At 66.5% G+C, this 21,306-nt stretch carries 16 protein-coding genes and 4 rRNA genes; 10 read left to right on the forward strand and 10 right to left on the reverse strand.

What is annotated here, in order from left to right:
- Positions 1-40 precede the first annotated feature (40 nt).
- Both AC0VXQ_RS00480 and AC0VXQ_RS00485 read left to right on the forward strand, forming a co-directional pair.
- Positions 41-1,612, forward strand: coding sequence for an MFS transporter (locus AC0VXQ_RS00480; protein WP_358293411.1), 1,572 nt, complete (start codon positions 41-43; stop codon positions 1,610-1,612).
- A 145-nt stretch (positions 1,613-1,757) separates the two neighbouring features.
- The gene (locus tag AC0VXQ_RS00485; RefSeq protein WP_475528721.1) at positions 1,758-2,720 is read left to right on the forward strand and encodes an aldo/keto reductase; all 963 of its coding nucleotides are present in this window, start codon (positions 1,758-1,760) and stop codon (positions 2,718-2,720) included.
- Between the two features lie 77 nt (positions 2,721-2,797).
- On the opposite strand, the gene AC0VXQ_RS00490 is transcribed toward AC0VXQ_RS00485, so the two are convergent.
- The 7 genes from AC0VXQ_RS00490 to AC0VXQ_RS00520 form a co-directional block, all read right to left on the reverse strand.
- The gene (locus AC0VXQ_RS00490; RefSeq protein WP_058730982.1) at positions 2,798-3,058 is read right to left on the reverse strand and encodes a SemiSWEET family transporter; all 261 of its coding nucleotides are present in this window, start codon (positions 3,056-3,058) and stop codon (positions 2,798-2,800) included.
- Positions 3,059-3,312: 254 nt separating this feature from the next.
- Positions 3,313-3,810 (reverse strand): hypothetical protein, encoded by a 498-nt coding sequence (locus AC0VXQ_RS00495; RefSeq protein ID WP_100463524.1) that lies wholly within the window; start codon positions 3,808-3,810, stop codon positions 3,313-3,315.
- The gene (locus AC0VXQ_RS00500) at positions 3,807-4,694 is read right to left on the reverse strand and encodes a PTS system mannose/fructose/sorbose family transporter subunit IID (protein WP_058730984.1); all 888 of its coding nucleotides are present in this window, start codon (positions 4,692-4,694) and stop codon (positions 3,807-3,809) included. Before AC0VXQ_RS00500 ends, AC0VXQ_RS00495 begins: the two co-directional genes overlap by 4 nt.
- Positions 4,695-4,704: 10 nt before the next feature.
- Complete coding sequence (locus tag AC0VXQ_RS00505) at positions 4,705-5,508, reverse strand: PTS mannose/fructose/sorbose transporter subunit IIC (RefSeq protein ID WP_058730985.1); 804 nt, start codon at positions 5,506-5,508, stop codon at positions 4,705-4,707.
- Complete coding sequence (locus AC0VXQ_RS00510; protein WP_058730986.1) at positions 5,505-6,647, reverse strand: mannose/fructose/sorbose PTS transporter subunit IIA; 1,143 nt, start codon at positions 6,645-6,647, stop codon at positions 5,505-5,507. Before AC0VXQ_RS00510 ends, AC0VXQ_RS00505 begins: the two co-directional genes overlap by 4 nt.
- A gap of 169 nt (positions 6,648-6,816) precedes the next feature.
- Positions 6,817-7,200, reverse strand: coding sequence for a VOC family protein (locus tag AC0VXQ_RS00515; protein ID WP_058730987.1), 384 nt, complete (start codon positions 7,198-7,200; stop codon positions 6,817-6,819).
- A 146-nt stretch (positions 7,201-7,346) separates the two neighbouring features.
- Positions 7,347-7,916: a TetR/AcrR family transcriptional regulator gene (locus AC0VXQ_RS00520; protein WP_058730988.1), complete on the reverse strand. Its 570-nt coding sequence runs from the start codon at positions 7,914-7,916 to the stop codon at positions 7,347-7,349.
- 76 nt (positions 7,917-7,992) lie between these two features.
- On the opposite strand from AC0VXQ_RS00520, the gene AC0VXQ_RS00525 reads away from it, so the two are divergent.
- The 3 genes from AC0VXQ_RS00525 (at position 7,993) to AC0VXQ_RS00535 (ending at position 10,537) form a co-directional block, all read left to right on the forward strand.
- Entirely contained in the window at positions 7,993-8,865 is an 873-nt protein-coding gene (locus AC0VXQ_RS00525; protein ID WP_196826278.1) for a DMT family transporter, read from the forward strand.
- Positions 8,866-8,926: 61 nt separating this feature from the next.
- Positions 8,927-9,913 carry an IS481 family transposase gene (locus AC0VXQ_RS00530; protein WP_058730990.1) on the forward strand — a complete coding sequence of 329 codons (987 nt, stop codon included), beginning with the start codon at positions 8,927-8,929 and terminating at the stop codon, positions 9,911-9,913.
- Positions 9,914-9,916: 3 nt separating this feature from the next.
- On the forward strand, positions 9,917-10,537 hold the full coding sequence (locus AC0VXQ_RS00535) for a DeoR/GlpR family DNA-binding transcription regulator (protein WP_058730991.1): 621 nt from the start codon (positions 9,917-9,919) through the stop codon (positions 10,535-10,537).
- Between the two features lie 27 nt (positions 10,538-10,564).
- On the opposite strand, the gene AC0VXQ_RS00540 is transcribed toward AC0VXQ_RS00535, so the two are convergent.
- The 3 genes from AC0VXQ_RS00540 to AC0VXQ_RS00550 form a co-directional block, all read right to left on the reverse strand.
- Entirely contained in the window at positions 10,565-10,978 is a 414-nt protein-coding gene (locus AC0VXQ_RS00540) for a ChaB family protein (protein ID WP_058730992.1), read from the reverse strand.
- A 35-nt stretch (positions 10,979-11,013) separates the two neighbouring features.
- The gene (locus AC0VXQ_RS00545; protein ID WP_061225092.1) at positions 11,014-12,417 is read right to left on the reverse strand and encodes a carboxylesterase family protein; all 1,404 of its coding nucleotides are present in this window, start codon (positions 12,415-12,417) and stop codon (positions 11,014-11,016) included.
- Between the two features lie 660 nt (positions 12,418-13,077).
- Positions 13,078-14,088 (reverse strand): LLM class flavin-dependent oxidoreductase, encoded by a 1,011-nt coding sequence (locus AC0VXQ_RS00550; RefSeq protein WP_058730994.1) that lies wholly within the window; start codon positions 14,086-14,088, stop codon positions 13,078-13,080.
- 801 nt (positions 14,089-14,889) lie between these two features.
- Here AC0VXQ_RS00550 and AC0VXQ_RS00555 point away from each other — a divergent pair.
- From AC0VXQ_RS00555 to AC0VXQ_RS00575, 5 genes are all read left to right on the forward strand, one after another.
- Positions 14,890-16,420, forward strand: a 16S ribosomal RNA gene (locus AC0VXQ_RS00555).
- A gap of 423 nt (positions 16,421-16,843) precedes the next feature.
- Positions 16,844-19,937 (forward strand): 23S ribosomal RNA (locus AC0VXQ_RS00560).
- Between the two features lie 175 nt (positions 19,938-20,112).
- Positions 20,113-20,230: ribosomal RNA gene (gene rrf, locus AC0VXQ_RS00565) — 5S ribosomal RNA — on the forward strand.
- 220 nt (positions 20,231-20,450) lie between these two features.
- Positions 20,451-20,568 (forward strand): 5S ribosomal RNA (gene rrf / locus AC0VXQ_RS00570).
- Together the 16S, 23S and 5S rRNA genes form the textbook arrangement of a ribosomal RNA operon.
- A 114-nt stretch (positions 20,569-20,682) precedes the next feature.
- Positions 20,683-21,168, forward strand: a complete 486-nt coding sequence (locus AC0VXQ_RS00575; protein WP_475528730.1) for a GNAT family N-acetyltransferase — start codon at positions 20,683-20,685, stop codon at positions 21,166-21,168.
- Positions 21,169-21,306: the final 138 nt, after the last annotated feature.

The raw sequence follows: 21,306 nt of genomic DNA on the forward strand, positions 1-21,306 counted from the left end.
ACCGTAGTCCGGGTTTGTCGACCGGAAAGCATACTTACTGATGAGCCGAACCCATCCCTCACCCGACCGTGTGGCGCTGAGCCCCGACGACATCCACGTCGTGGATCAGCCCGAGATGAAGAAGGCGTTGCGCGCGACCCTCCTGGGCAACTTCATGGAGTGGTTCGACATCGGCGTGTTCGCCTACGTCATGACCTACATCGCCGCGGTGTTCTTCCCGCTGCCGGACCCGTGGGGCCAGCTGGCCACCTTCGCGACCCTGGCCGTGACCTTCGTCGTGCGGCCCTTCGGCGGCCTGGTCCTCGGGCCCCTGGGCGACCGGATCGGACGCCGGGCCATCCTCGCGTTCACGATCATCATGATGTCCCTGGGCACCTTCCTCATCGGCTGCCTGCCCGGCTACTCCGCCTGGGGCCTGGCCGCGCCGATCCTGCTGATCCTGCTGAAGTTCGTCCAGGGCTTCTCCACCGGCGGCGAGTACGCCGGGGCCGCGACCTTCATCGCCGAGTACGCCTCGGACCGTCGCCGCGGCTTCTGGGGCTCCTTCCTGGATCTGGGCTCCTACCTGGGCTTCGCCGCGGCGGCCGCGCTGGTGACCGTCGTCGAGCTGGTCACCACGGACGAGCAGATGCTGGCCTGGGGCTGGCGCATCCCGTTCTGGGTGGCCCTGCCGCTGGGGCTGATCGGGCTGTACATGCGCAGCCACATCAAGGAGTCCCACGCCTTCGAGGCGCAGAGCGAGCAGGTCGCCCAGGATGAGCGGGAGATGGAGAAGACCGGCATGTGGCGCCAGATCGGCTCCCTGATCCGGGACTTCTGGCCGCAGATCCTCATGGGCACCGCCCTGGTCATGTGCGCGCAGGTCGTCGGCTACGCCGTGACCACCTACATGCCCACCTACCTCACCGAGACCCTGGGCTACGACACCCTGCACGGCAACGCCCTGCTGATCCCCGTGCTGATCATCGTCTCCGTGGGCCTGCCGCTGTTCGGGGCCCTCTCGGACCGCATCGGGCGCCGCCCCGTGATGATCACCGGCTGCGTCGTCGGCATCCTCGCCGCGATCCCCGCGTTCCGCCTGATGATGCTGGGCCACACCTGGTCCACGTTCCTGGGGTTGCTGATCATGGGCGTCATCATGATGTTCCAGGTCTCCGTGCAGGCCTCCGCCCTGCCGTCGCTGTTCCCCACGGACCGGCGCTACACCGCGATGGGCCTGATGTTCAACGTGGCCGTGGGGCTGTTCGGCGGCACCACCGGGCTGGTCATCTCCGCGCTGCAGAACCTGTTCGGCACCGAGATGATGGGCGCGTACTACATCATGTTCGCCTGCCTGGTGGGCGGCATCGGCGTGTACTGCATGAAGGAGTCCTCCGGACGCAACCTCATCGGGTCCATGCCCGCTGTGGAGCACGAGGAGGAGGCCCAGGAGGTCGCCGCCACGATCCACGAGAACGAGAAGTACGACCTGTCGACCATGCCGATCGACATCTCCCAGATCCGCACCGACGGCGACGCCGCGGCGTCGTCGACCGCTGGCCCGTCCGCTGGGACGGGTGCCGGGTCGGGTGCGGCCGGCGGCTCCGGGCAGGAGGCCGCCGGGGTGCGCTGATCCACCCCACGCCGGGTTCGTCCCGGCAACCGCGGCACGGGACCGGCGGAATACCTCTTCCGCCGGTCCCGTTGTGCGTAGGTGACGATGACGACGCCCCGCCGGCACGGCGGAGGCGTCGTGAGCCTCGAGACAAGGAGTCCCCATGACCGAGCGCAACGACATCCCCCGCACCGACCTGTCCGTGTTCCCCCTGAACCTGGGCGGGAACACCTTCGGCTGGACCTCGGATGAGGAGCAGTCCTTCGCCGTGCTGGATGCCTTCGTGGCCGCCGGCGGCAACTTCATCGACACCGCGGACGTGTACTCCGCGTGGGCCGAGGGGCACTCGGGCGGGGAGTCCGAGGAGGTCCTGGGCAAGTGGCTGGCCGCCCGCGAGAACCGCGAGGACGTGGTCATCGCGACCAAGGCCGGCCAGCCCCCGGAGCACTCCGGGCAGAGCCGCGAGGCCGTGCTCGGGGCGATCGACGCCTCCCTGGAGCGGCTGCAGACCGACCACGTGGACCTGTACTACGCGCACTTCGACGACGAGTCCGTGACCATCGAGGAGCAGGCCCGGGTCTACGACGAGGTCGTGCGCGCCGGGAAGGCCCGGTACGTGGGCCTGTCCAACTACTCCCCGGACCGGATGCGCCAGTGGTTCGAGTTCGCCAAGGCCGAGGGGCTGGCGGTGCCGGTGGCGATCCAGCCGCAGTACAACCTGCTGCACCGCAAGGACTACGAGCAGGGCTACCGGGAGATCGCCCAGGAGTACGACGTCGCCGTGTTCTCCTACTTCTCCCTGGCCTCCGGCTTCCTGACCGGCAAGTACTCCTCCGCGGAGGACCTGGAGGGCGCTGCCCGCAAGGACTTCGTCTCCGGGTACTTCTCCGAGACCGGGATCGACGCCGGGCTGAAGGTCATCGACGCGCTGAAGCGGGTGGCCCTGAACCACGACGTCGAGGTCACCACCGCGGCGCTGGCGTGGCTGCTGGCCAAGGGCGTGACCGCCCCGATCGCCTCGGCCCGCACCCCGGAGCAGCTCGAGGCCCTGATGGCCGCCCCCGGGGTGAAGCTGATCCAGGCCGAGGTGGACGCCCTGGACGAGGCCTCGGAGGCCTTCGCCTGATCCCCGGGCCGTGCGGCCCGGCCGCACCTCACCACGGAACCCGCACCTGAGCGCCGGGTGGACGGCCGCGGTGTGCGCTAGAACAGCGCGGTGGAGAAGGCGAGCAGGCCGAAGACGATGCCGGGCATGTTGGCCACGGCCAGGGGCCAGTCCCGCGGGGAGTAGAGCATCCCGTAGATGACCCACAGGGTGCAGTTGATGGAGGCGACCAGCGGCTGGATCCAGTCGCCCTTGTCGCCCTCCAGGTTGCCGATGATCTGCGGGATGTAGGCCACGTACATGGCCACCGACATGCAGGTGGCCACCCATCCCAGGGTCGCGAGCTTCTTGTCCTCCACGGGTCCACCGCTTCCGTCGTCGTCGGTGGACGCCGGTCGGCGCCCTCGCAGAAGCTTAGCGCGCCGCTGGACCGCGCTCCGCCGCCCAGCCCTGCCGCCGGAATCGACCGCGCGAGGTGCGGGATTCGTTCTCAGATGCGTCGTTCGTGCTGAGATGCCGCACGCCGGGCCGCATCTCAGCACGAACGGCGCACCTCAACACCAAACCCGCATCTCAGCACGCACCAGCCCCGCCCCCGACGAGGCCGCCGCGCTCAGTCTCCGTCCGGCGTCTGGACGCTGCGGCGCGCCCACGCCAGGTGCTCCTGCACGGCGTCGCGCCCCGCGGCGGTCAGGGCCCGGTTGTCCCGCAGCATCTGCTCGGCCCGCAGGCGCACGAACTCCGAGTACTCCGGATTTCCGGTGGCCGCGAAGGACTCCCGGGCCGAGGACATCTGGGCGAGGTCCCGGGTCACCTGCCGCAGGATCATCCACCGGCCCCACAGCAGCACCACGGCGCACACCAGCAGGGTCACGGACAGCCACGGCAGCCAGGTGTACGCCACCGCCGCCAGCACCATCAGGACGGTGACGGCCACGGCCACGGAGACGACGGGGGCGGCGTCGTACCGGGATTTGTCCAGGGTCTGCTGGCCCACGGCCACGAAGGTCTCCCGGAAGCTCGGCCGCTCCTCCGTCCGTCCTCCGGCCCGCCTGGAGTCGGCCGGATCCTCCGGGTCCCCGGCCGCCTGCCGGTGCGCCCGGCGGCTCACGGGGCGAGGATCCCGGCCCAGTAGCCGAGGATCCCGACGGCGAACATCCCGAAGATGATCCAGATCGCGTTGACCTTGTGCCGCAGCAGCCACATGCACAGGAAGGTCAGCAGCAGCGGCACCAGGCCCGGCAGCAGGGAGTCCAGGATGGACTGGACGGTGTTGGTCACGTGCTTGCCGTCGGACTGGGTGTACTCGGAGAGCACGAAGGGGATGTTCACGGTGGTCCACTTGGACACCAGCGCGCCCATCACGAACAGACCCATCACGGAGGCGATCTGGGTGAGGCGCTTGAGGGTGTTGCCGCCGACCTCGGAGACCACCTGCACGCCCTTCTGGTAGCCCAGCCGGAAGCCGTACCAGCGGGTCGCGATGCGGATGATGTTCAGCACCACGAAGAACAGCAGCGGTCCGAGGATGGATCCGCTCATCGCTAGGGACGCGCCGAGGGCCGCCAGCACGGGGCGGGCGGTGCCCCAGAACAGGGGGTCTCCGACGCCGGCCAGCGGACCCATCAGGCCCACCTTGACGTTGGTGACGTCCGCGGCGGAGATGTCCTCCCCCTCGGACTTCTGCCGCTCCATCGCGGCGGTGACCCCGAAGATCGGGGAGGCGATCCACGGCTGGGTGTTGAAGAACTCCAGGTGCCGACCCAGGGCCGCGGCCTGGTCCTCCTTCTTGGTGTAGAACCGCCGGATCGCGGGGATCATGCTCACGCACACGCCGATGGCCTGCATGCGCTCGAAGTTGAAGGAGCCGAGCATGAAGGTCGAGCGGAAGTACGTGGAGACGTAGTCGCGGCGGGTCAGGCGCTTCTGGGCGGTGGCCGTCGCCTCGGCGCCGGAGACGGCGTCGGGCTGGGCGGGGGTGTGCTGCACGGTCATGGGGTGGCTCCTACTCGAGCTCGTTGTCCAGGCGCGGGCCGGTGCTCGCCGCGGCGGGTGCGGGGGCCTGGATGCGGTCGTGGAAGACGGGGTTCAGCTGCACGTAGACGACGGCCAGGCAGGCGCCGATGATGCCCAGACCCACGAGGTTGAAGTCCGGGATGAAGGCGGCCAGCACGAAGCCGAGGAAGAAGAACGGCATGAGCGAGCGGGCCTTCATCATGTTGATGACCATCGCGTACCCGACGACGACGATGAACCCGCCGGCGATCTGCAGGCCGGTGGTGACGACGTCGGGGATCGCGTTCAGCCACTGCTCGACGATGCTGGTCCCGGCTACCGCGGCGACGGCGGCGGTGGGGATCGCCACGCGCAGGCCCTGCAGCAGCAGCGCGGAGAAGTGCATCAGCTCGATGCCGCGGAAGTTGGCCTGTTCGGCGAAGCGGTCGGCTTGATGTTGGAAGAACACGGCGATGGTGCGCACGAAGATGGTGAGCACCTGCCCGGCCGCGGCCAGGGGCACGGCGATCGCGATGCCCTCGCCCACGGATTGGTGGCCGAGGATCACGACGGCGGAGGCGACGGTCCCGGCGAGGGCGGCGTCGGGGGCCATGGCGGCGCCGACGTTCATCCAGCCCAGGGCGATCAGCTCGAGGGAGCCGCCCAGGACGATGCCGGTCTGCAGGTCCCCGAGGACCAGGCCCATGAGGGTGCAGGTGACGATGGGGCGGTGGAACTGGCGCTCGTCGAGCACCGAGGCCATGCCGGCGATCAGCGCGACGAGCACGACCAGGACGAATTGGACGGGGGTCATCGGAGCATGCCTTTCTCCTTCAGGGTGGCCATCATGTCCTGACGGGAGCTGCTGGGCACCTGCTGCAGGGTGAGGGGGACGCCGAGTTCGTGGATGGCGCGGTAGGCGGCGACGTGCTCGTCGTCCACGGACACGGCTTCGGAGACCTGGGTCATGCCCTTGCGGTAGGTGACCCCGCCGACGTTGACTTCCTTGACGCGCACGCCTTCGCGCAGCAGCCGCAGCGCGTCCATCGGGGATTCCACGACGATCATGGTGCGCATCCCGGCGTAGTCGGGGTTCCAGTACACGCGCACGGTGCGCTCCACGGTGAGCACGTTGGTGCGCACCGAGGCGGGCCCGACCTGCAGCAGCAGGGTCTTGCGCAGGGTGTCCTGGGCGGCGGCGTCGGAGGCGGCGATCAGGGTCTTGGGGGCGATGTCGTTGACCCAGTTGTTGGCGACCTGCCCGTGGATCAGGCGGGAGTCGATGCGCAGGAACGCGACGTCCATGTGGCGTTCGGGGTCCCGGGGGATCTCCTCCAGGGGGACGACGGCGCCGGTCGGGGCCGCCTGCGGGGCCTGACCCGCTGCGGCCGGGGCGGCGGTGGCCTGGCCCTCCGGGGCGGCGGTGGCGCCGGGCGGGGTCAGGGCGGAGCGGGCGGCGGCGTCGGTGGAGGCCTGCCCGTCCGGGCTCGTCTGCTCGGCACCCGCGGCGGGAGTCGAGCCGGCGGCCGGGGCCTGCTGGGCCGGAGTCTTCTGGGCCGGGGCCATGGTCTCCTTGAAGCTGCGGACCCCGCGGGATCCGGCCTTCACGGCCTTGGCCACGAGCTTCTCCACGGTGGCGGTGGGCCGCTTGGCGGCGGGTAGGACCTCCAGGAGCATGGGCACGTTGACGCCGGTGACGACGTCGGCGTGCTCGCGTTCGGCGACGAAGCGGGCTCCGGCGTTGTAGGGGCTGCCGCCGAAGAGGTCGACGAGCAGCAGCACGTCCTCCTCCGGGCCGACGGCGGCTGCGTAGGCCTCCAGCAGGTCCTCGGGGCCCTGGCCGGGCAGGAACGTCACGGGGGTGACGCCCTCGATCTCTCCGAGGATCATGCCGGAGGTCTTCAGCAGCGCCGGGGCCGTCTCCCCGTGCGCTGCGACGATGATCGCGACCATACGTCATCCTCCGATGGTGCGGCGGGACGGCGCCTCCGTGCGGAAGCCCGGTCCCGAAGTGATGGGTGGAGCCGGGGCGGGCGGTGCGGCGCGTCTCGGCGCGCTCAGTGTAGCTCCGCCGGAGATCGGAGGCGGGCAGGCGCGCGAGTATGACGGCGCGGCGGCGGGGTCAGACGGTGATCTCGATGCGGTTGCCCTCCGCATCCAGGAAGGCGGTCTCGTAGTAGCCGTCCCCGGTCGTGCGCGGGCCGTCGAGGATCTCGTAGCCGTCGGCGCGCAGCCGGTGGGTCAGCTCGTCCACGGCCTGCTCGGAGCCCAGGGACAGGGCCAGGTGGTTCCAGCCGAAGGCCGTGTGCCCTGCGCCGTCGGTGAGCTCCGGACGGGTCATGATCTCCAGACGGGTGCCGTCCTGGAAGGTGAGGAAGTGGGTGCGCAGCCCGGTGCGGGGGTTGTGGTAGCCGGCGTCGGCGGTGGCGCCGAAGTAGGTCTGCCAGAAGCCGCGGGCGGCCTCCAGGTCCCGGACGCAGATCGCGGTGTGGTCGATGCGGGGCATGGGTCTCCTCCGAGGGGATCGATGGCGGGGCGCGGCCTCGCGGCCGCGCGATGCGATCACGGTAAGTGGTTGGATGATCACAGCTGTACTAACCGGACACGTTGATCGAGAAGCGCGCCCCGGAGCTCGACGGTTGCCGGTCGAGCTCATGACCGGCTGGCCAGCAGGTGGTGGGATGCGGTGCGAGCCTCAGTGAAGACTGTGGGGTCCTGGTGGATGGATGCGGTGACCTGGGCACCTTCGTGGAGTAGGTGGAGTAGACCGGCCATGCGGTGGTTGCCTTCGGCCAGGATCGTGAAGAGTGCCAACATCCAGTTCTTCTCGTTCAGAATGATCCTTGTGGCCTGGTGGTCACTGGCCCCGATTTCGGCCCAGGCGTTGGCGAAGGCGCAGCCGCGGAGTGTGTCTCCGGCCCACCGGATGGTGTGGTCGTAGACGATGTCGAGGCCTTCTGCGAGGCTGGCTTGCTGCAGTGCGGTCACGAGTTCGCCCTGCCAGTTATGGGCGCGTTGTTGCAGGTAGCAGGCGACGAGATGGTCCTTGGAGTCGAAGCGCTGGTAGAGGGTTCGCTTGGTCGTGCTGGCACGCTCGGCGATGCTGTCGACGCCCGTGGCGGTGATGCCCTGTTCCCGGAAGAGCCATGTCGCGGCGTCGAGGATCCGGTGGCCCGCCGGGGTGGTGCTCACTGGAGCGAAGGGTTCGAGATCCATGTCCATGGTTGCTCCTGGCTCGGATGCGGATAGACTGACAGTATACCGACCGGTATGGTTACCTGTTGCGATGCGATGGATCTTGGCTGCAGCATTCGTGATGACGTGGAGCTCTGGTTTCGTGGGCGCGTCCTTGGCCGACCAGACGGCGGTGGGAGTCTGGGGGCTACTGGCTTGGCGCTACCTGGTGACCGCGGCAGTGCTCCTTGTCGTCTCTATGGTGACGTCCTCGACCCGCCGAGCGGTGGTCGACGTGGGACGCGGTGATCTGTTGCGACAGGTTGCCTTGTCGCTGCTGTCGCATGTCGTATTCCTCGGCGGGGTGTTCCTTGCCGCCCACCACGGGCTAGATGCCGGGCTGTCTGCCCTGGTGTGCGCACTGCAGCCCTTGCTGGTCACCGCCGTGGGGCGACTGGTCTTCTCTGATTCCGTCAGCATTCGCCAGTGGGCTGGTCTTGGTGTGGCGCTTGCCGGTGTGACCCTCAGCGTTGGTGGGATCAGCGCGGCCGGCGTGGCCAGTGTCGGCCTGGTGGTGGCAAGCCTGCTCGGCCTGTCCACGGCTGCGCTCCTGGAGCGCGTGTGGCAACCGGCAATGCCGGTCATGCTCAGCCTGACCATTCAAGTCTGTGTGGCGGCTGGATTCTTCATGCTCTGCGCGCTCGCCGATGGGAGCTTCCGCGTTCCCGTCTCCGGACGGTTGGTGCTGGCGCTCATCTGGCTCGTTCTCCTGTCAGGCCTGGGCGGCTATGCCACCTTCACCTGGTGCCTGCGCCACGTGGGGGCCACCGCAACCAGCACCCTGCTCTACCTGACAGCCCCCGTCACGATGTTGTGGGCCTGGGCCATGTTCGGTCAGCGGCCTTCCCCCATCCAATGGGCGGGGCTGCTTGTCGTGCTGGGCGGAGTGGCCTGCGCCACCACACGCATTGAAAGGTCAGCGGCAGAACCGGCATGAGCCAGCGCACATAACTCGCCCATGTACCCGCGAGGCAACCACTCTAAGAATGAGGCCATGAATGACTCACCAGAACGCTGCGCTGACACCCCGCCATCGCCTCAAGGTCGCCCAACTCGTGGTTGACCACGGGTGGCCGATCAGTGAGTTCGCCGCCCGTTTCCAGGTCTCTTGGCCGACTGTGAAGCGCTGGGCCGATCGCTACCGCCAGGGCGAGTCCATGCAGGACCGATCATCCAGACCCCGCTACTCGCCCAACCGGACCAGCCCGCAGACCACCCGGCGCTGCATCAACCTGCGACTGCGCCTTCGCGAGGGGCCAGTCCAGTTGGCCTGTCGACTCGGCATCGCCCCGTCCACGGTCCACCGCATCCTGGTCGACGCGCACCTGAACCGGCTGTCCCACGTCGACCGCGCCACCGGCGAGCCGGTCCGCCGCTACGAGCACGACCATCCCGGCGCGATGCTGCACGTCGATGTGAAGAAGCTCGGCAACATTCCCGACGGCGGCGGCTGGTGCTACGTCGGACGCCGCCAAGGCGAGAAGAACCGCGCGACAACCCCGGGCAAGCCGAAGAACAAGCACTACGACCCGTTGATGGGCAGGGCCTACGTCCACACCGTCATCGACGACCACTCCCGCGTCGCCTACGCCGAGATCCACGACGACGAAACCGCGATCACCGCCACCGCGGTCCTGGTGCGGGCTGTCGAGTGGTTCAACGCCCGCGGCATCACCGTCGAGCGCGTCCTGTCGGACAACGGCGGCGCCTACCGGTCACACCTGTGGCGAGACACCTGCCAAGAGTTGGGCATCACACACAAGCGCACCCGTCCGTATCGGCCGCAGACCAACGGAAAAATCGAGAGGTTCCACCGGACCTTGGCAGACGGCTGGGCCTACGCCCGCTGCTACACCTCCGAAGCCGAACGCCGAGGTGAGCTGGACGGGTGGCTGCACTACTACAACCAGCACCGGCCCCACACGGCCTGTGGCAACCAGCCGCCGTTCTCACGATTGACCAACGTCCCCGGTCAGGACAGCTAGCTGGTGCGCACCCACGGCGGGGCCCGGCGCGGCACTGCCCACGGCGTCCCCCGCCCCTACGCCGAGCGGGCGGAGGAGGATCCGGGGCTCAAGGCCGCGATGGCGCGGGCCGCGGCCGAGCTGATCGGGGACGGGGAGGCGGTGATCGTGGATGACGGCACCACCTGCGCCGCGCTCGCCGCACGGCTGGCCGGGCGTCCGATCCAGGCCCTGGCTCTGTCCCTGCGCGCCGCGGGGGAGCTGGCGGCCCGTCCCGGGGCCGACGTCGTGGTGCCGGGCGGTCCGGTGCGCCCGGTGGCGCTGTGCTTCCGGGGTGCGCAGGCGGTGGAGGCGGTGCGGGATTTCCGGGCCGACGTCGCGGTGCTCGGCGCCTGTTCGGCCGCCCCCGGGCACGGGCTCACCGCCACGGAGGCCGAGGACGCGCGCCTGAAGCGGGCGTGCTTGGAGACCGCGGGGCGCAGCATCCTGCTGGTCTCCCCGGAGAAGCTGGAGCGCAGCTCGGTGCACCGCTTCGGGCGGATCGAGGACGTCTCGGTGCTGGTCACGGGGGCGGCGGCCCGCCCGAGCCACCTGGAGGCCTTTCGGGCCGCGGGGGTCCAGGTCGTCACGGTGGCCCCGGAGTAGCCGGTCCCGGATGCCGCGTCGGCCGCCTCAGCTGCCGGAGGTTCGGCGCCGACTCTCCTTCTCCAGGGCCTCGATGAGCTCGTCCTTGGTCATCTCGGAGCGGCCCTCGATGCCCAGCCGCTGCGCCTGCTCGTACAGGTGCTCCTTGGAGGCCCGGGCGTTGACCCCGCCGGCGGTCTCGCCCTCGTCGCGTCCGGCGGAGGCGGCCCGATCGTCCGAGTCCCCGTACTGCTCCTTCTGCTCCCAGCGGTCCCCGACCTTCTCGTGGGTGTGCTTCAGCTGGGCCCACGCCGTGCGGGCGGCCCGCTCGGCGTCGTCGTACTCCTCCATCGCGGAGTCGTAGGTCTGCGCGTAGGTGTCCTGGGCCTTGCGGTCCGAGCGCTGCAGGGTCTTCGGCAGCTCCTCGGCGCGGGCGCGGTCGTTCCCGTCGGTCTTCGGCACGGGGTTCTCCTCTCGAAGGCGGTTCGCCTCCCAACCTAGCCCCGGCGCCCGCCCACCGGCAGCATCCGCAGGACCCCGGGGATCCCGGTCAGCTCGCCCGGGTCCGCCCCGTGCAGGACGGCGCCCCACCGCGCTCGCAGCTCCCGGCCGGCCCGCTCCAGGGTGTCGGGATCGTAGGAGTCCATCAGCTGCGGCCCGGTCACCCCGGCCCCGGCCTCCTCCTGCCCGGTGCGCCAGGCGGGGTGCGGGAAGAGCAGCGGCAGCTCGGCCAGATGGCAGCAGGCCAGGGGATGCCCGGGGCGCCCGAACTCGAAGCGGTACAGCCCCACCCGGCCCCCGGCGTCGCGGAACCGGCGTGCCCAGCGGCGGGCGTCCTTGGCGTAGATGCGCCGGGTCAGGGCCCGCACCAGGGGTTCGACGACGCCGCGCGAGCCCCAGCGGGTGCGTCCCAGGCGCTGCAGGGGCGGCAGGATCCCGGTGAACAGGCCGACCTCCCGCGCCGTCGTCCCGATCAGCAGGTCCACGGCCTCGGCCGCGCGGCGCCATCCCTCCTCCAGCCGCTCCTCGGGCGGCAGGGGGTCCGCGCCGTAGCGGGTGGAGAAGGGCATGAACTTCGCGGCTCCCCGGCGCAGGGCCAGCCGGTTGATCCCGGATTCCCGGGCGACGATCTGCTCCGGGGCCTCCGCGAGCATCCGCTCGGTCTGCTCGGCGGAGGGGGCCAGGGCCTCCCAGACCCGCTGGGTCCGCCCGTGCACGATCCCCAGGGGCGCGGACTGCACGATCGCCCGGCGGATCATCCGGGTCGCGGGGCCCTGCGCGTCCGCGGCCAGCAACAGGTCCCAGGCGGCGTGCCCGCCCGCCGACTGCCCGGCCACGGTGATGTTGCCCGGGTCCCCGCCGAAGGCCGCGATGTTCCGGTGCGTCCAGCGCAGGGCCTCGAGCTGATCCAGCAGCCCGGCGTTGGCTTCGCGGGAGCCGGCGTCGCCGAGGTAGCCGAACAGCCCCAGCCGGTAGGTCACGCTGACCACGATCACGCCCTGCTCCCGCACCAGCCAGCGCGGATCGTAGTGCGGGAGGTCCCCGGCGCCGCCGGTGTAGGAGCCGCCGTGGATCCACAGCAGCACCGGCAGGTCCGTGCGCCCATCCTCCGGCCGGGTGATGCTCAGCCGCTGGCAGTGCTCGTCGAAGCCGAGGGCGATCAGCCGCTCATCGGTGTCCTGGTGGCGCTGGGGGCAGGCCGGGGCGGGAATGTCCGCGGGGAAGGGATGCTGCGGACTGGTCTGCGGGTAGGCGAAGGGTGTGGGAGCGGCGAAGCGCTGGGCCTCGGCGTACCGGATGCCCCGGGCCCGCACGACGCCGTCCTCGCGCACCGTGCGGAAGGAGCCCGCGGGCGCGGTGACGATCTGCCAGGGGCGGACATGCTGCGGGGCGTCGGTCATGGACCGAGCCTATCCGGGCCCGTCCCCAGCGGTGCCGCCCGATGGCGGGCACCGGGCGGCACCTGCGGTGCACCCCCGGACGCACCCATGCCGACCCGTCGGCCCTCCCGTCGGATCCGGGTGGCTGCCGCCGTCGTCACGGAGGGCGGGCGGTGCGTGCGGCTCGGGGAGCCGGGGATCGCGGGTGGTGGGGCGGTTGGGGTCGGCATGGCGCCAGATGAGGAGGGGACTCATCAGCGAGTCCGTCTCCTGTGAGCGGTGGAAGGGAGGCCTCCCCGGGTCCTCGATGGGGTCTCGCCCTCATCGCGGTGACCGGGGAGCCTCGCTTCGCTGCGGTGCGGAATCCGCGGGGTCCGGGCCGGTGCCTTCCGTGCTGTGTCTCGCCGTACGGGATGCCCTGGGCGGTGTGCTGTCAGCTCAGCGGGGTCGAAGCGGTCCGGGGCCTCAGCGGGCCCGCGCGTGCTCTTCTGCGGGGTCAGCGATCATGTGCTCTCCCGTCTGCCGGTGGAATCGGTCCGGTTGATCAACCGCTTCCAGTGTCCCACCGTGGGCCCGCGAGGGGAAGACCTGAACGCGACTTTTCGTGATCCGGATCGCAGACCGGCGCGATGCCGGATCGCGAGGTGTCGTACGGAGTCCCGCGCGGGTCGGCGGGCCGGATCAGGCGGACGCGGCGGCGTCGTCGTTCTCGGCGGGCAGCCCCCACGCCTGGGCGAGGATCTCCATGGAGCGGCGGGACTGCTCGGTGGTCGGGGACTGCAGGGACACCATCAGCTCGTCGGCCTGCGCCTGGGCGGTGAAGCGCTCCAGGTACTCCCGCACCTGATCCCCGGTGCCCTGGGCGGTGAAGCGCAGCATGTCGATGATCTGGTGCCCGGCGGGGGAATCCACCAGCAGGTCCAGCTCCTCCTCCGTGAACTCCCTGCCGCGGCCCACCATGGCCTTGACCCGGTTGCGCCGGACCAGTCGGGTCTGCTCGGCGGCCTCCTCCTCGGTGTCCGCGGCGGTGACGTTCACGGCGGCGATGACGTACGGCTCGGCCAGGTGCTCGGAGGGCTGGAAGGTCTCCCGATACACCGTGGTGGCCTGCTCCAGGGCCGCGGGGGCGAAGTGCGAGGCGAAGGAATACGGCAGACCCAGCCGGGCCGCCAGCTGCGCGCCGAACAGGGAGGAGCCCAGGATGTACAGGGGAACGTTGGTCCCGCGCCCGGGGATCGCCTCCACCCCGGGGATGCGGGAGGAGCCGGACAGGTACCCCTGCAGCTCGACGACGTCGCTGGGGAAGCGCTCAGCGTCCTGGGGGTCCCGGCGCAGCGCCTGCAGGGTGCGCATGTCCGTGCCGGGGGCCCGGCCCAGCCCCAGGTCGATCCGGCCCGGGTACAGCTCCGCGAGGGTGCCGAACTGCTCGGCGACGGTCAGCGGTGAGTGGTTGGGCAGCATGACGCCGCCGGCGCCCAGCCGGATGCGGCGGGTGTGCGCTCCGATGTGCGAGATCAGCACGGCCGGGGCGGCGGAGGAGATGCTGGGCATGTTGTGGTGCTCGGCGTACCAGATCCGCGAGTAGCCCAGGGCCTCGGCGCGCTGGGCCATGTCCACGGAGCGGACATAGCTGTCCGCGGGGGTCTCGCCGTCGTAGACGGTCGCGAAGTCGATGAGGGACAGGGGGAGCATGGTGAGCCTTCTTTCGAGACGGTGAGCGATCGCGGTGGCCGCTCCCGCGTTGTCCGCGAGATCGGGGCGCGGGGACGACGGGCGCGGACGCCGGTTCTGCACGGGTGCAACGGCCGATCCCGGTCGGGCTATTCCGGGGGGGCGACCCCGCGCGCGCCCGGCGGCGCTGCCGCAGCGGGTCGTGGCAGCGGGGAGGGGTGCACCGGGCGCCTGGGGTGGGCGGTGAGCGCAGGGGGGAACGGGGCCTGCGACCCCGCGCGGCACACGCGGGCGAGCGGTGCGCACCCCGGCCTGGACGAGTGACCGGCATCGCCGTAGGCTGTGTCCTGAGCTATGACACCGCTGCGGATCCGCGGAATTCCGGGGTTCGGCAGCGGTGGCGCACTTCACTGTCTTCCGGCTTGCGTGGCCTGGTGGGGGTCTGTAAAGTCTTACAGGTCGCCGCGAGGCGGGCCGGTCCTGACCGGCCGGATCATCACCGAGGATCCGCAGGTTTGCGGGATGGTGTGAGGGTCTGGTACGGTGGACAGGTTGCTGCCGATCGAGACGGTGATGTTTTTCCGAGAGACCGATGGTCGTCTCTGGTTCCGAGTGTTCGGGACTGGTGGTGGCTGTGTGGTTCGTTGTTTGAGAACTCAATAGTGTGCTTTGTTCACTCTGATGGTGCATACCAAGTATTTTTTGTGAATGACTGTGGTCATCATGCAGAGTGTTGGTGCAGCGTGGAGGCCACCCCGTGGCTGGTGATGCGTTGCGCTGTTCATTTATTTTGATGAGTCCAGTGTTCATGCTTTTTGTTTTTCAACGGAGAGTTTGATCCTGGCTCAGGACGAACGCTGGCGGCGTGCTTAACACATGCAAGTCGAACGCTGAAGCCTGGTGCTTGCACCGGGTGGATGAGTGGCGAACGGGTGAGTAATACGTGAGTGACCTGCCTTTGACTCTGGGATAAGCCTGGGAAACTGGGTCTAATACCGGATGCGACTACTGCCCGCATGGGCTGGTGGTGGAAAGGGTTATGTACTGGTCTTAGATGGGCTCACGGCCTATCAGCTGGTTGGTGGGGTAATGGCCTACCAAGGCGACGACGGGTAGCCGGCCTGAGAGGGTGACCGGCCACACTGGGACTGAGACACGGCCCAGACTCCTACGGGAGGCAGCAGTGGGGAATATTGCACAATGGGCGCAAGCCTGATGCAGCGACGCCGCGTGAGGGATGACGGCCTTCGGGTTGTAAACCTCTTTCAGCAGGGAAGAAGCGGAAGTGACGGTACCTGCAGAAGAAGCGCCGGCTAACTACGTGCCAGCAGCCGCGGTAATACGTAGGGCGCAAGCGTTGTCCGGAATTATTGGGCGTAAAGAGCTCGTAGGCGGCTTGTCGCGTCTGCTGTGAAAGCCCGGGGCTTAACTCCGGGTGTGCAGTGGGTACGGGCAGGCTAGAGTGCAGTAGGGGTAACTGGAATTCCTGGTGTAGCGGTGAAATGCGCAGATATCAGGAGGAACACCGATGGCGAAGGCAGGTTACTGGGCTGTTACTGACGCTGAGGAGCGAAAGCATGGGGAGCGAACAGGATTAGATACCCTGGTAGTCCATGCCGTAAACGTTGGGCACTAGGTGTGGGGGACATTCCACGTTTTCCGCGCCGTAGCTAACGCATTAAGTGCCCCGCCTGGGGAGTACGGCCGCAAGGCTAAAACTCAAAGGAATTGACGGGGGCCCGCACAAGCGGCGGAGCATGCGGATTAATTCGATGCAACGCGAAGAACCTTACCAAGGCTTGACATACACCGGATCGTTCCAGAGATGGTTCTTCCCTTTTGGGCTGGTGTACAGGTGGTGCATGGTTGTCGTCAGCTCGTGTCGTGAGATGTTGGGTTAAGTCCCGCAACGAGCGCAACCCTCGTTCTATGTTGCCAGCACGTGATGGTGGGGACTCATAGGAGACTGCCGGGGTCAACTCGGAGGAAGGTGGGGATGACGTCAAATCATCATGCCCCTTATGTCTTGGGCTTCACGCATGCTACAATGGCCGGTACAATGGGTTGCGATACTGTGAGGTGGAGCTAATCCCAAAAAGCCGGTCTCAGTTCGGATTGGGGTCTGCAACTCGACCCCATGAAGTCGGAGTCGCTAGTAATCGCAGATCAGCAACGCTGCGGTGAATACGTTCCCGGGCCTTGTACACACCGCCCGTCAAGTCACGAAAGTTGGTAACACCCGAAGCCGATGGCCTAACCCTTGTGGAGGGAGTCGTCGAAGGTGGGACTGGCGATTGGGACTAAGTCGTAACAAGGTAGCCGTACCGGAAGGTGCGGCTGGATCACCTCCTTTCTAAGGAGCTCAACTTTGGTTGGCCCTGTTCGTGCCCGAGTGTGGTGCGTGGGGTTTGCTCATGGGTGGAATGTGCGCCTGTTCTTGTCATGCTGCTGGCTTGTGTGGCTGGTGGTGTGGTGAGTGGAGTGGATGGAGCATGCTGTTGGGTTTTGAGGCAATGAGCTTCTGACCCGTGCTGGTGATGGGTTTCCTGTTGCTGGTGTGGGTTGGGGTGGTTGTCTTGGGTTTGCCTGGCTGCTGCTGGTGCTATGCGTTGTGTGTGGTGTTGGTGGTGGTGTGGGTTGTTGTTTGAGAACTATATAGTGGACGCGAGCATCAATTTTATTCTGGTATGCCGTGTCTGGTGACTGCTGGGTTTCTGGTGGTTGCTGGGTGTGGTGTATCTGCGATTGTTGAGTGTATCTGTGATTATCTGTGTGTGGCTAAGTTGTTTAGGGCGCACGGTGGATGCCTTGGCACAAGAAGCCGATGAAGGACGTGTGAATCTGCGATAAGCCTCGGGGAGTCGATAACAGGACGTTGATTCGAGGATTTCCGAATGGGGGAACCCCGCCACTTGTCAAGGGTGGTGACCTGCACCTGAATGTATAGGGTGTGTGGAGGGAACGAGGGGAAGTGAAACATCTCAGTACCCTCAGGAAGAGAAAATAACTAATGATTCTGTGAGTAGTGGCGAGCGAAAGCGGATGAGACTAAACCTGTGGTGTGTGATACCGGTGAGGGGTTGCATCATGGGGGTTGTGGGAGTGATGCGTGCCAGTTCTTACCGGCTGGTGGTGTGGTGTGTTGCGGTAGGCGAAGCGCCTGGGATGGCGTGCCGTAGAGGGTGAGAGTCCTGTAGCTGAAACCGTGGCTGCTGCATGGTGTTGTTTCCCGAGTAGCACGGGGCCCGTGAAATCTCGTGTGAATCTGCCAGGACCACCTGGTAAGTCTAAATACTTTCTTGTGACCGATAGTGGATCAGTACCGTGAGGGAATGGTGAAAAGTACCCCGGGAGGGGAGTGAAATAGTACCTGAAACCGTGTGCCTACAAGCCGTCAGAGCCTTTTGGGGTGATGGCGTGCCTTTTGAAGAATGAGCCTGCGAGTTAGTGTTCTGTCGCGAGGTTAACCCGTGTGGGGTAGTCGTAGCGAAAGCGAGTCTGAAGAGGGCGTGTGAGTGGCAGGATCTAGACCCGAAGCGGAGTGATCTACCCATGGCCAGGTTGAAGCGTGTGTAAGAGCGCGTGGAGGACCGAACCCACTTCAGTTGAAAATGGAGGGGATGAGCTGTGGGTAGGGGTGAAAGGCCAATCAAACTCTGTGATAGCTGGTTCTCCCCGAAATGCATTTAGGTGCAGCGTTGCGTGTTGCTTGCTGGAGGTAGAGCTACTGGTTGGCTGATGGGCCTTATCGGGTTACTGACGTCTGCCAAACTCCGAATGCCGGTAAGTTTTAGCGTGGCAGTGAGACAGTGGGGGATAAGCTTCATTGTCGAGAGGGAAACAGCCCAGACCATCAACTAAGGCCCCTAAGCGTGTGCTAAGTGGGAAAGGATGTGGAGTTGCTGAGACAACCAGGAGGTTGGCTTAGAAGCAGCCATCCTTGAAAGAGTGCGTAATAGCTCACTGGTCAAGTGATTCTGCGCCGACAATGTAGCGGGGCTCAAGTACACCGCCGAAGTTGTGGCAACAGCGTTTTGTTGTTGGGTAGGGGAGCGTCGTGTGGCCGGTGAAGCTGCCGTGTGAACGAGTGGTGGAGGCTATGCGAGTGAGAATGCAGGCATGAGTAGCGAATGATGCGTGAGAAACGTATCCGCCGGATGATCAAGGGTTCCAGGGTCAAGCTAATCTTCCCTGGGTTAGTCGGGGCCTAAGGCGAGGCCGTCAGGCGTAGTCGATGGATAACGGGTTGATATTCCCGTACCGACGAAGGACCGTCCATACTGAGCTGGTGATACTAACCACCCGAACCACTGTGGCCGCATTTTGTGTGGCTTCTGGTGGGGAGCGTGGGGCCTGAGCCAGGGAGGTAAGCGTGTTAACAGGTGTGACGCAGGAAGGTAGCCGGGCCACGCGGTGGTTGTCGTGGTCTAAGCATGTAGGGTGGGGTGTTGTTAAATGCGCGCCCCGTGTGCCTGAGATGTGATGGGACCCCCTTTGGTGGGGGGATTCGGTGATCCTATGCTGTCGAGAAAAGCATCGGCGTGAGGTTCTAGTTGCCCGTACCCTAAACCGACACAGGTGATCAGGTAGAGAATACTAAGGCGTTCGAGAGAATCATGGTTAAGGAACTCGGCAAAATGCCCCCGTAACTTCGGGAGAAGGGGGACCTTGAGCGTGAACCGGGCTTGCTCCGGGGAGCGTGTATGGGTCGCAGAGACCAGGGGGAAGCGACTGTTTATCAAAAACACAGGTCCGTGCGAAGTCGCAAGACGATGTATACGGACTGACTCCTGCCCGGTGCTGGAAGGTTAAGAGGACTCGTTAGGCCCTTCGGGGTCGAAGCGGAGAATTTAAGCCCCAGTAAACGGCGGTGGTAACTATAACCATCCTAAGGTAGCGAAATTCCTTGTCGGGTAAGTTCCGACCTGCACGAATGGAGTAACGACTTCCCTACTGTCTCAACCATGAACTCGGCGAAATTGCAGTACGAGTAAAGATGCTCGTTTCGCGCAGCAGGACGGAAAGACCCCGTGACCTTTACTATAGTTTGGTATTGGTGTTCGGTGTGGCTTGTGTAGGATAGGTGGGAGACTGTGAAGTCATCACGCTAGTGGTGGTGGAGTCGTTGTTGAAATACCACTCTGGTCATATTGGATGTCTAACTTCGGCCCATGATCTGGGTCAGGGACAGTGCCTGATGGGTAGTTTAACTGGGGCGGTTGCCTCCTAAAGAGTAACGGAGGCGCCCAAAGGTTCCCTCAGCCTGGTTGGCAATCAGGTGTTGAGTGTAAGTGCACAAGGGAGCTTGACTGTGAGACTGGCAGGTCGAGCAGGGACGAAAGTCGGGACTAGTGATCCGGCGGTTCATTGTGGAATGGCCGTCGCTCAACGGATAAAAGGTACCTCGGGGATAACAGGCTGATCTTGCCCAAGAGTCCATATCGACGGCATGGTTTGGCACCTCGATGTCGGCTCGTCGCATCCTGGGGCTGGAGTTGGTCCCAAGGGTTGGGCTGTTCGCCCATTAAAGCGGTACGCGAGCTGGGTTCAGAACGTCGTGAGACAGTTCGGTCCCTATCCGCTGCGTGCGTTGGAGAATTGTGGAGGCCTGTCCTTAGTACGAGAGGACCGGGACGGACGAACCTCTGGTATGTCAGTTGTACCGCCAGGTGCATGGCTGATTGGCTACGTTCGGGAGAGATAACCGCTGAAAGCATCTAAGCGGGAAGCTTGCTTCGAGATGAGTTCTCCTTGCCCTTTTGTTGGGTGTGAGGCTCCCTGTAGATGACGGGGTTGATAGGCCAGGTATGGAAGCCGGGACTGAAGACTGGTGGAGTTGACTGGTACTAATAGGCCGAAGACTTATCTACACATCATGGTGATCATGGTTGTTTGATGGTCGTGTGTTGGTGTTCGTGTTCACTGTATGGTTTTGGGATAGCAACCCGTGTGGGGTGCTGACCATGAACCCGTGACCCTTGGGGGTGTTTCCCTGGTGGGTGGGGTTGGTGGTGGGTGCCTGGATGGTGGTTGGCCCGTGTTTTTCTCGGTGGTTATGGCAAGAGGGGTACACCCGGTCCCTTTCCGAACCCGGTAGTTAAGGCTCTTAGCGCTGATGGTACTGCACCCGGTAGGTGTGTGGGAGAGTAGGTCGCCGCCGAGATTCATTTTTTGATGGTGGTGGGGGTCCCCGGTCGGGGATCCCCACCCTTTTTTGTGCCCGCGGGATGCCCGGGGCGCGCCTGCAGGTCCCGACGCGGCACCTGGAAGGGCTGCGGAGGAACCGCCCGGCGTCGGGGTTGCCCGTCCGGCCGGGACGGCCTAGACTGGGAAGCGTCGAGAACGACGAGACTTGCCGACGCCGCGGCGTCGAGCTCGAGGTTTTCGGTGGTTATAGCCAGAGGGAGACACCCGGTCCCTTTCCGAACCCGGTAGTTAAGGCTCTGAGCGCCGATGGTACTGCACCCGGTAGGTGTGTGGGAGAGTAGGTCGCCGCCGAGATACACCACCCGAAGGGGCGGATCCGATGGAGGACCCGCCCCTTCGTCGTCTCCGGAACCCATTCCCGCTCCCGCGCTGTCTCCGCCCTCTGCCGCGGGCCGGTAGAGTGCCGGTATGCCGCAGACCCCTCCGCAGACCCAGACCACCCCGACCGTGCACCGCGGGAACTGGCTCACCCTGGACCCCCGGCTGGCCTATGGTCTCGCGCAGCTGCGCTGCGAGGTCTTCGTGATGGGCCAGGGCATCACCTCGGAGCCTGAGCTGGACGGCCGGGACCTGGAACCGGAGGCCGTCAGCTACTGGATCGCCGATGAGACGGGGCGGCCCGTCGCCACCCTGCGCACCCTCGCCGGGGATCCGGAGACCAAGGAGGTCGTCATCGGCCGGGTCGCCACCGGCGCCTCCCACCGCGGGCGCGGACTGGCCGGGGCGCTGCTGCGCGCGGTCATCGCGGACCACCCCGGCCGGGTGCTCACGATGCACGCCCAGGCCCACCTGCGCGACTGGTACGCCCGCTACAGCTTCCTGCCGGTCGGGCCCTCCTTCCAGGAAGCCGGCATCGAGCACCTGCCCCTGCGGCGGGAACCCTCCGGCGACTGAGGTCGACCCGAGCGGGGAGGCCAACCCTTGTCCGGGGTGCTGTTCCCGCCCGTCGCGCAGCCTCCGATGCCGCCTCCGGCCTCACCCGCCCGAGGGAACGGCGGCGGCCCGACGGGCCGGGCTACACTGGACGGGTCC

The organism is Rothia sp. QJM3NY_36 (assembly GCF_056173115.1).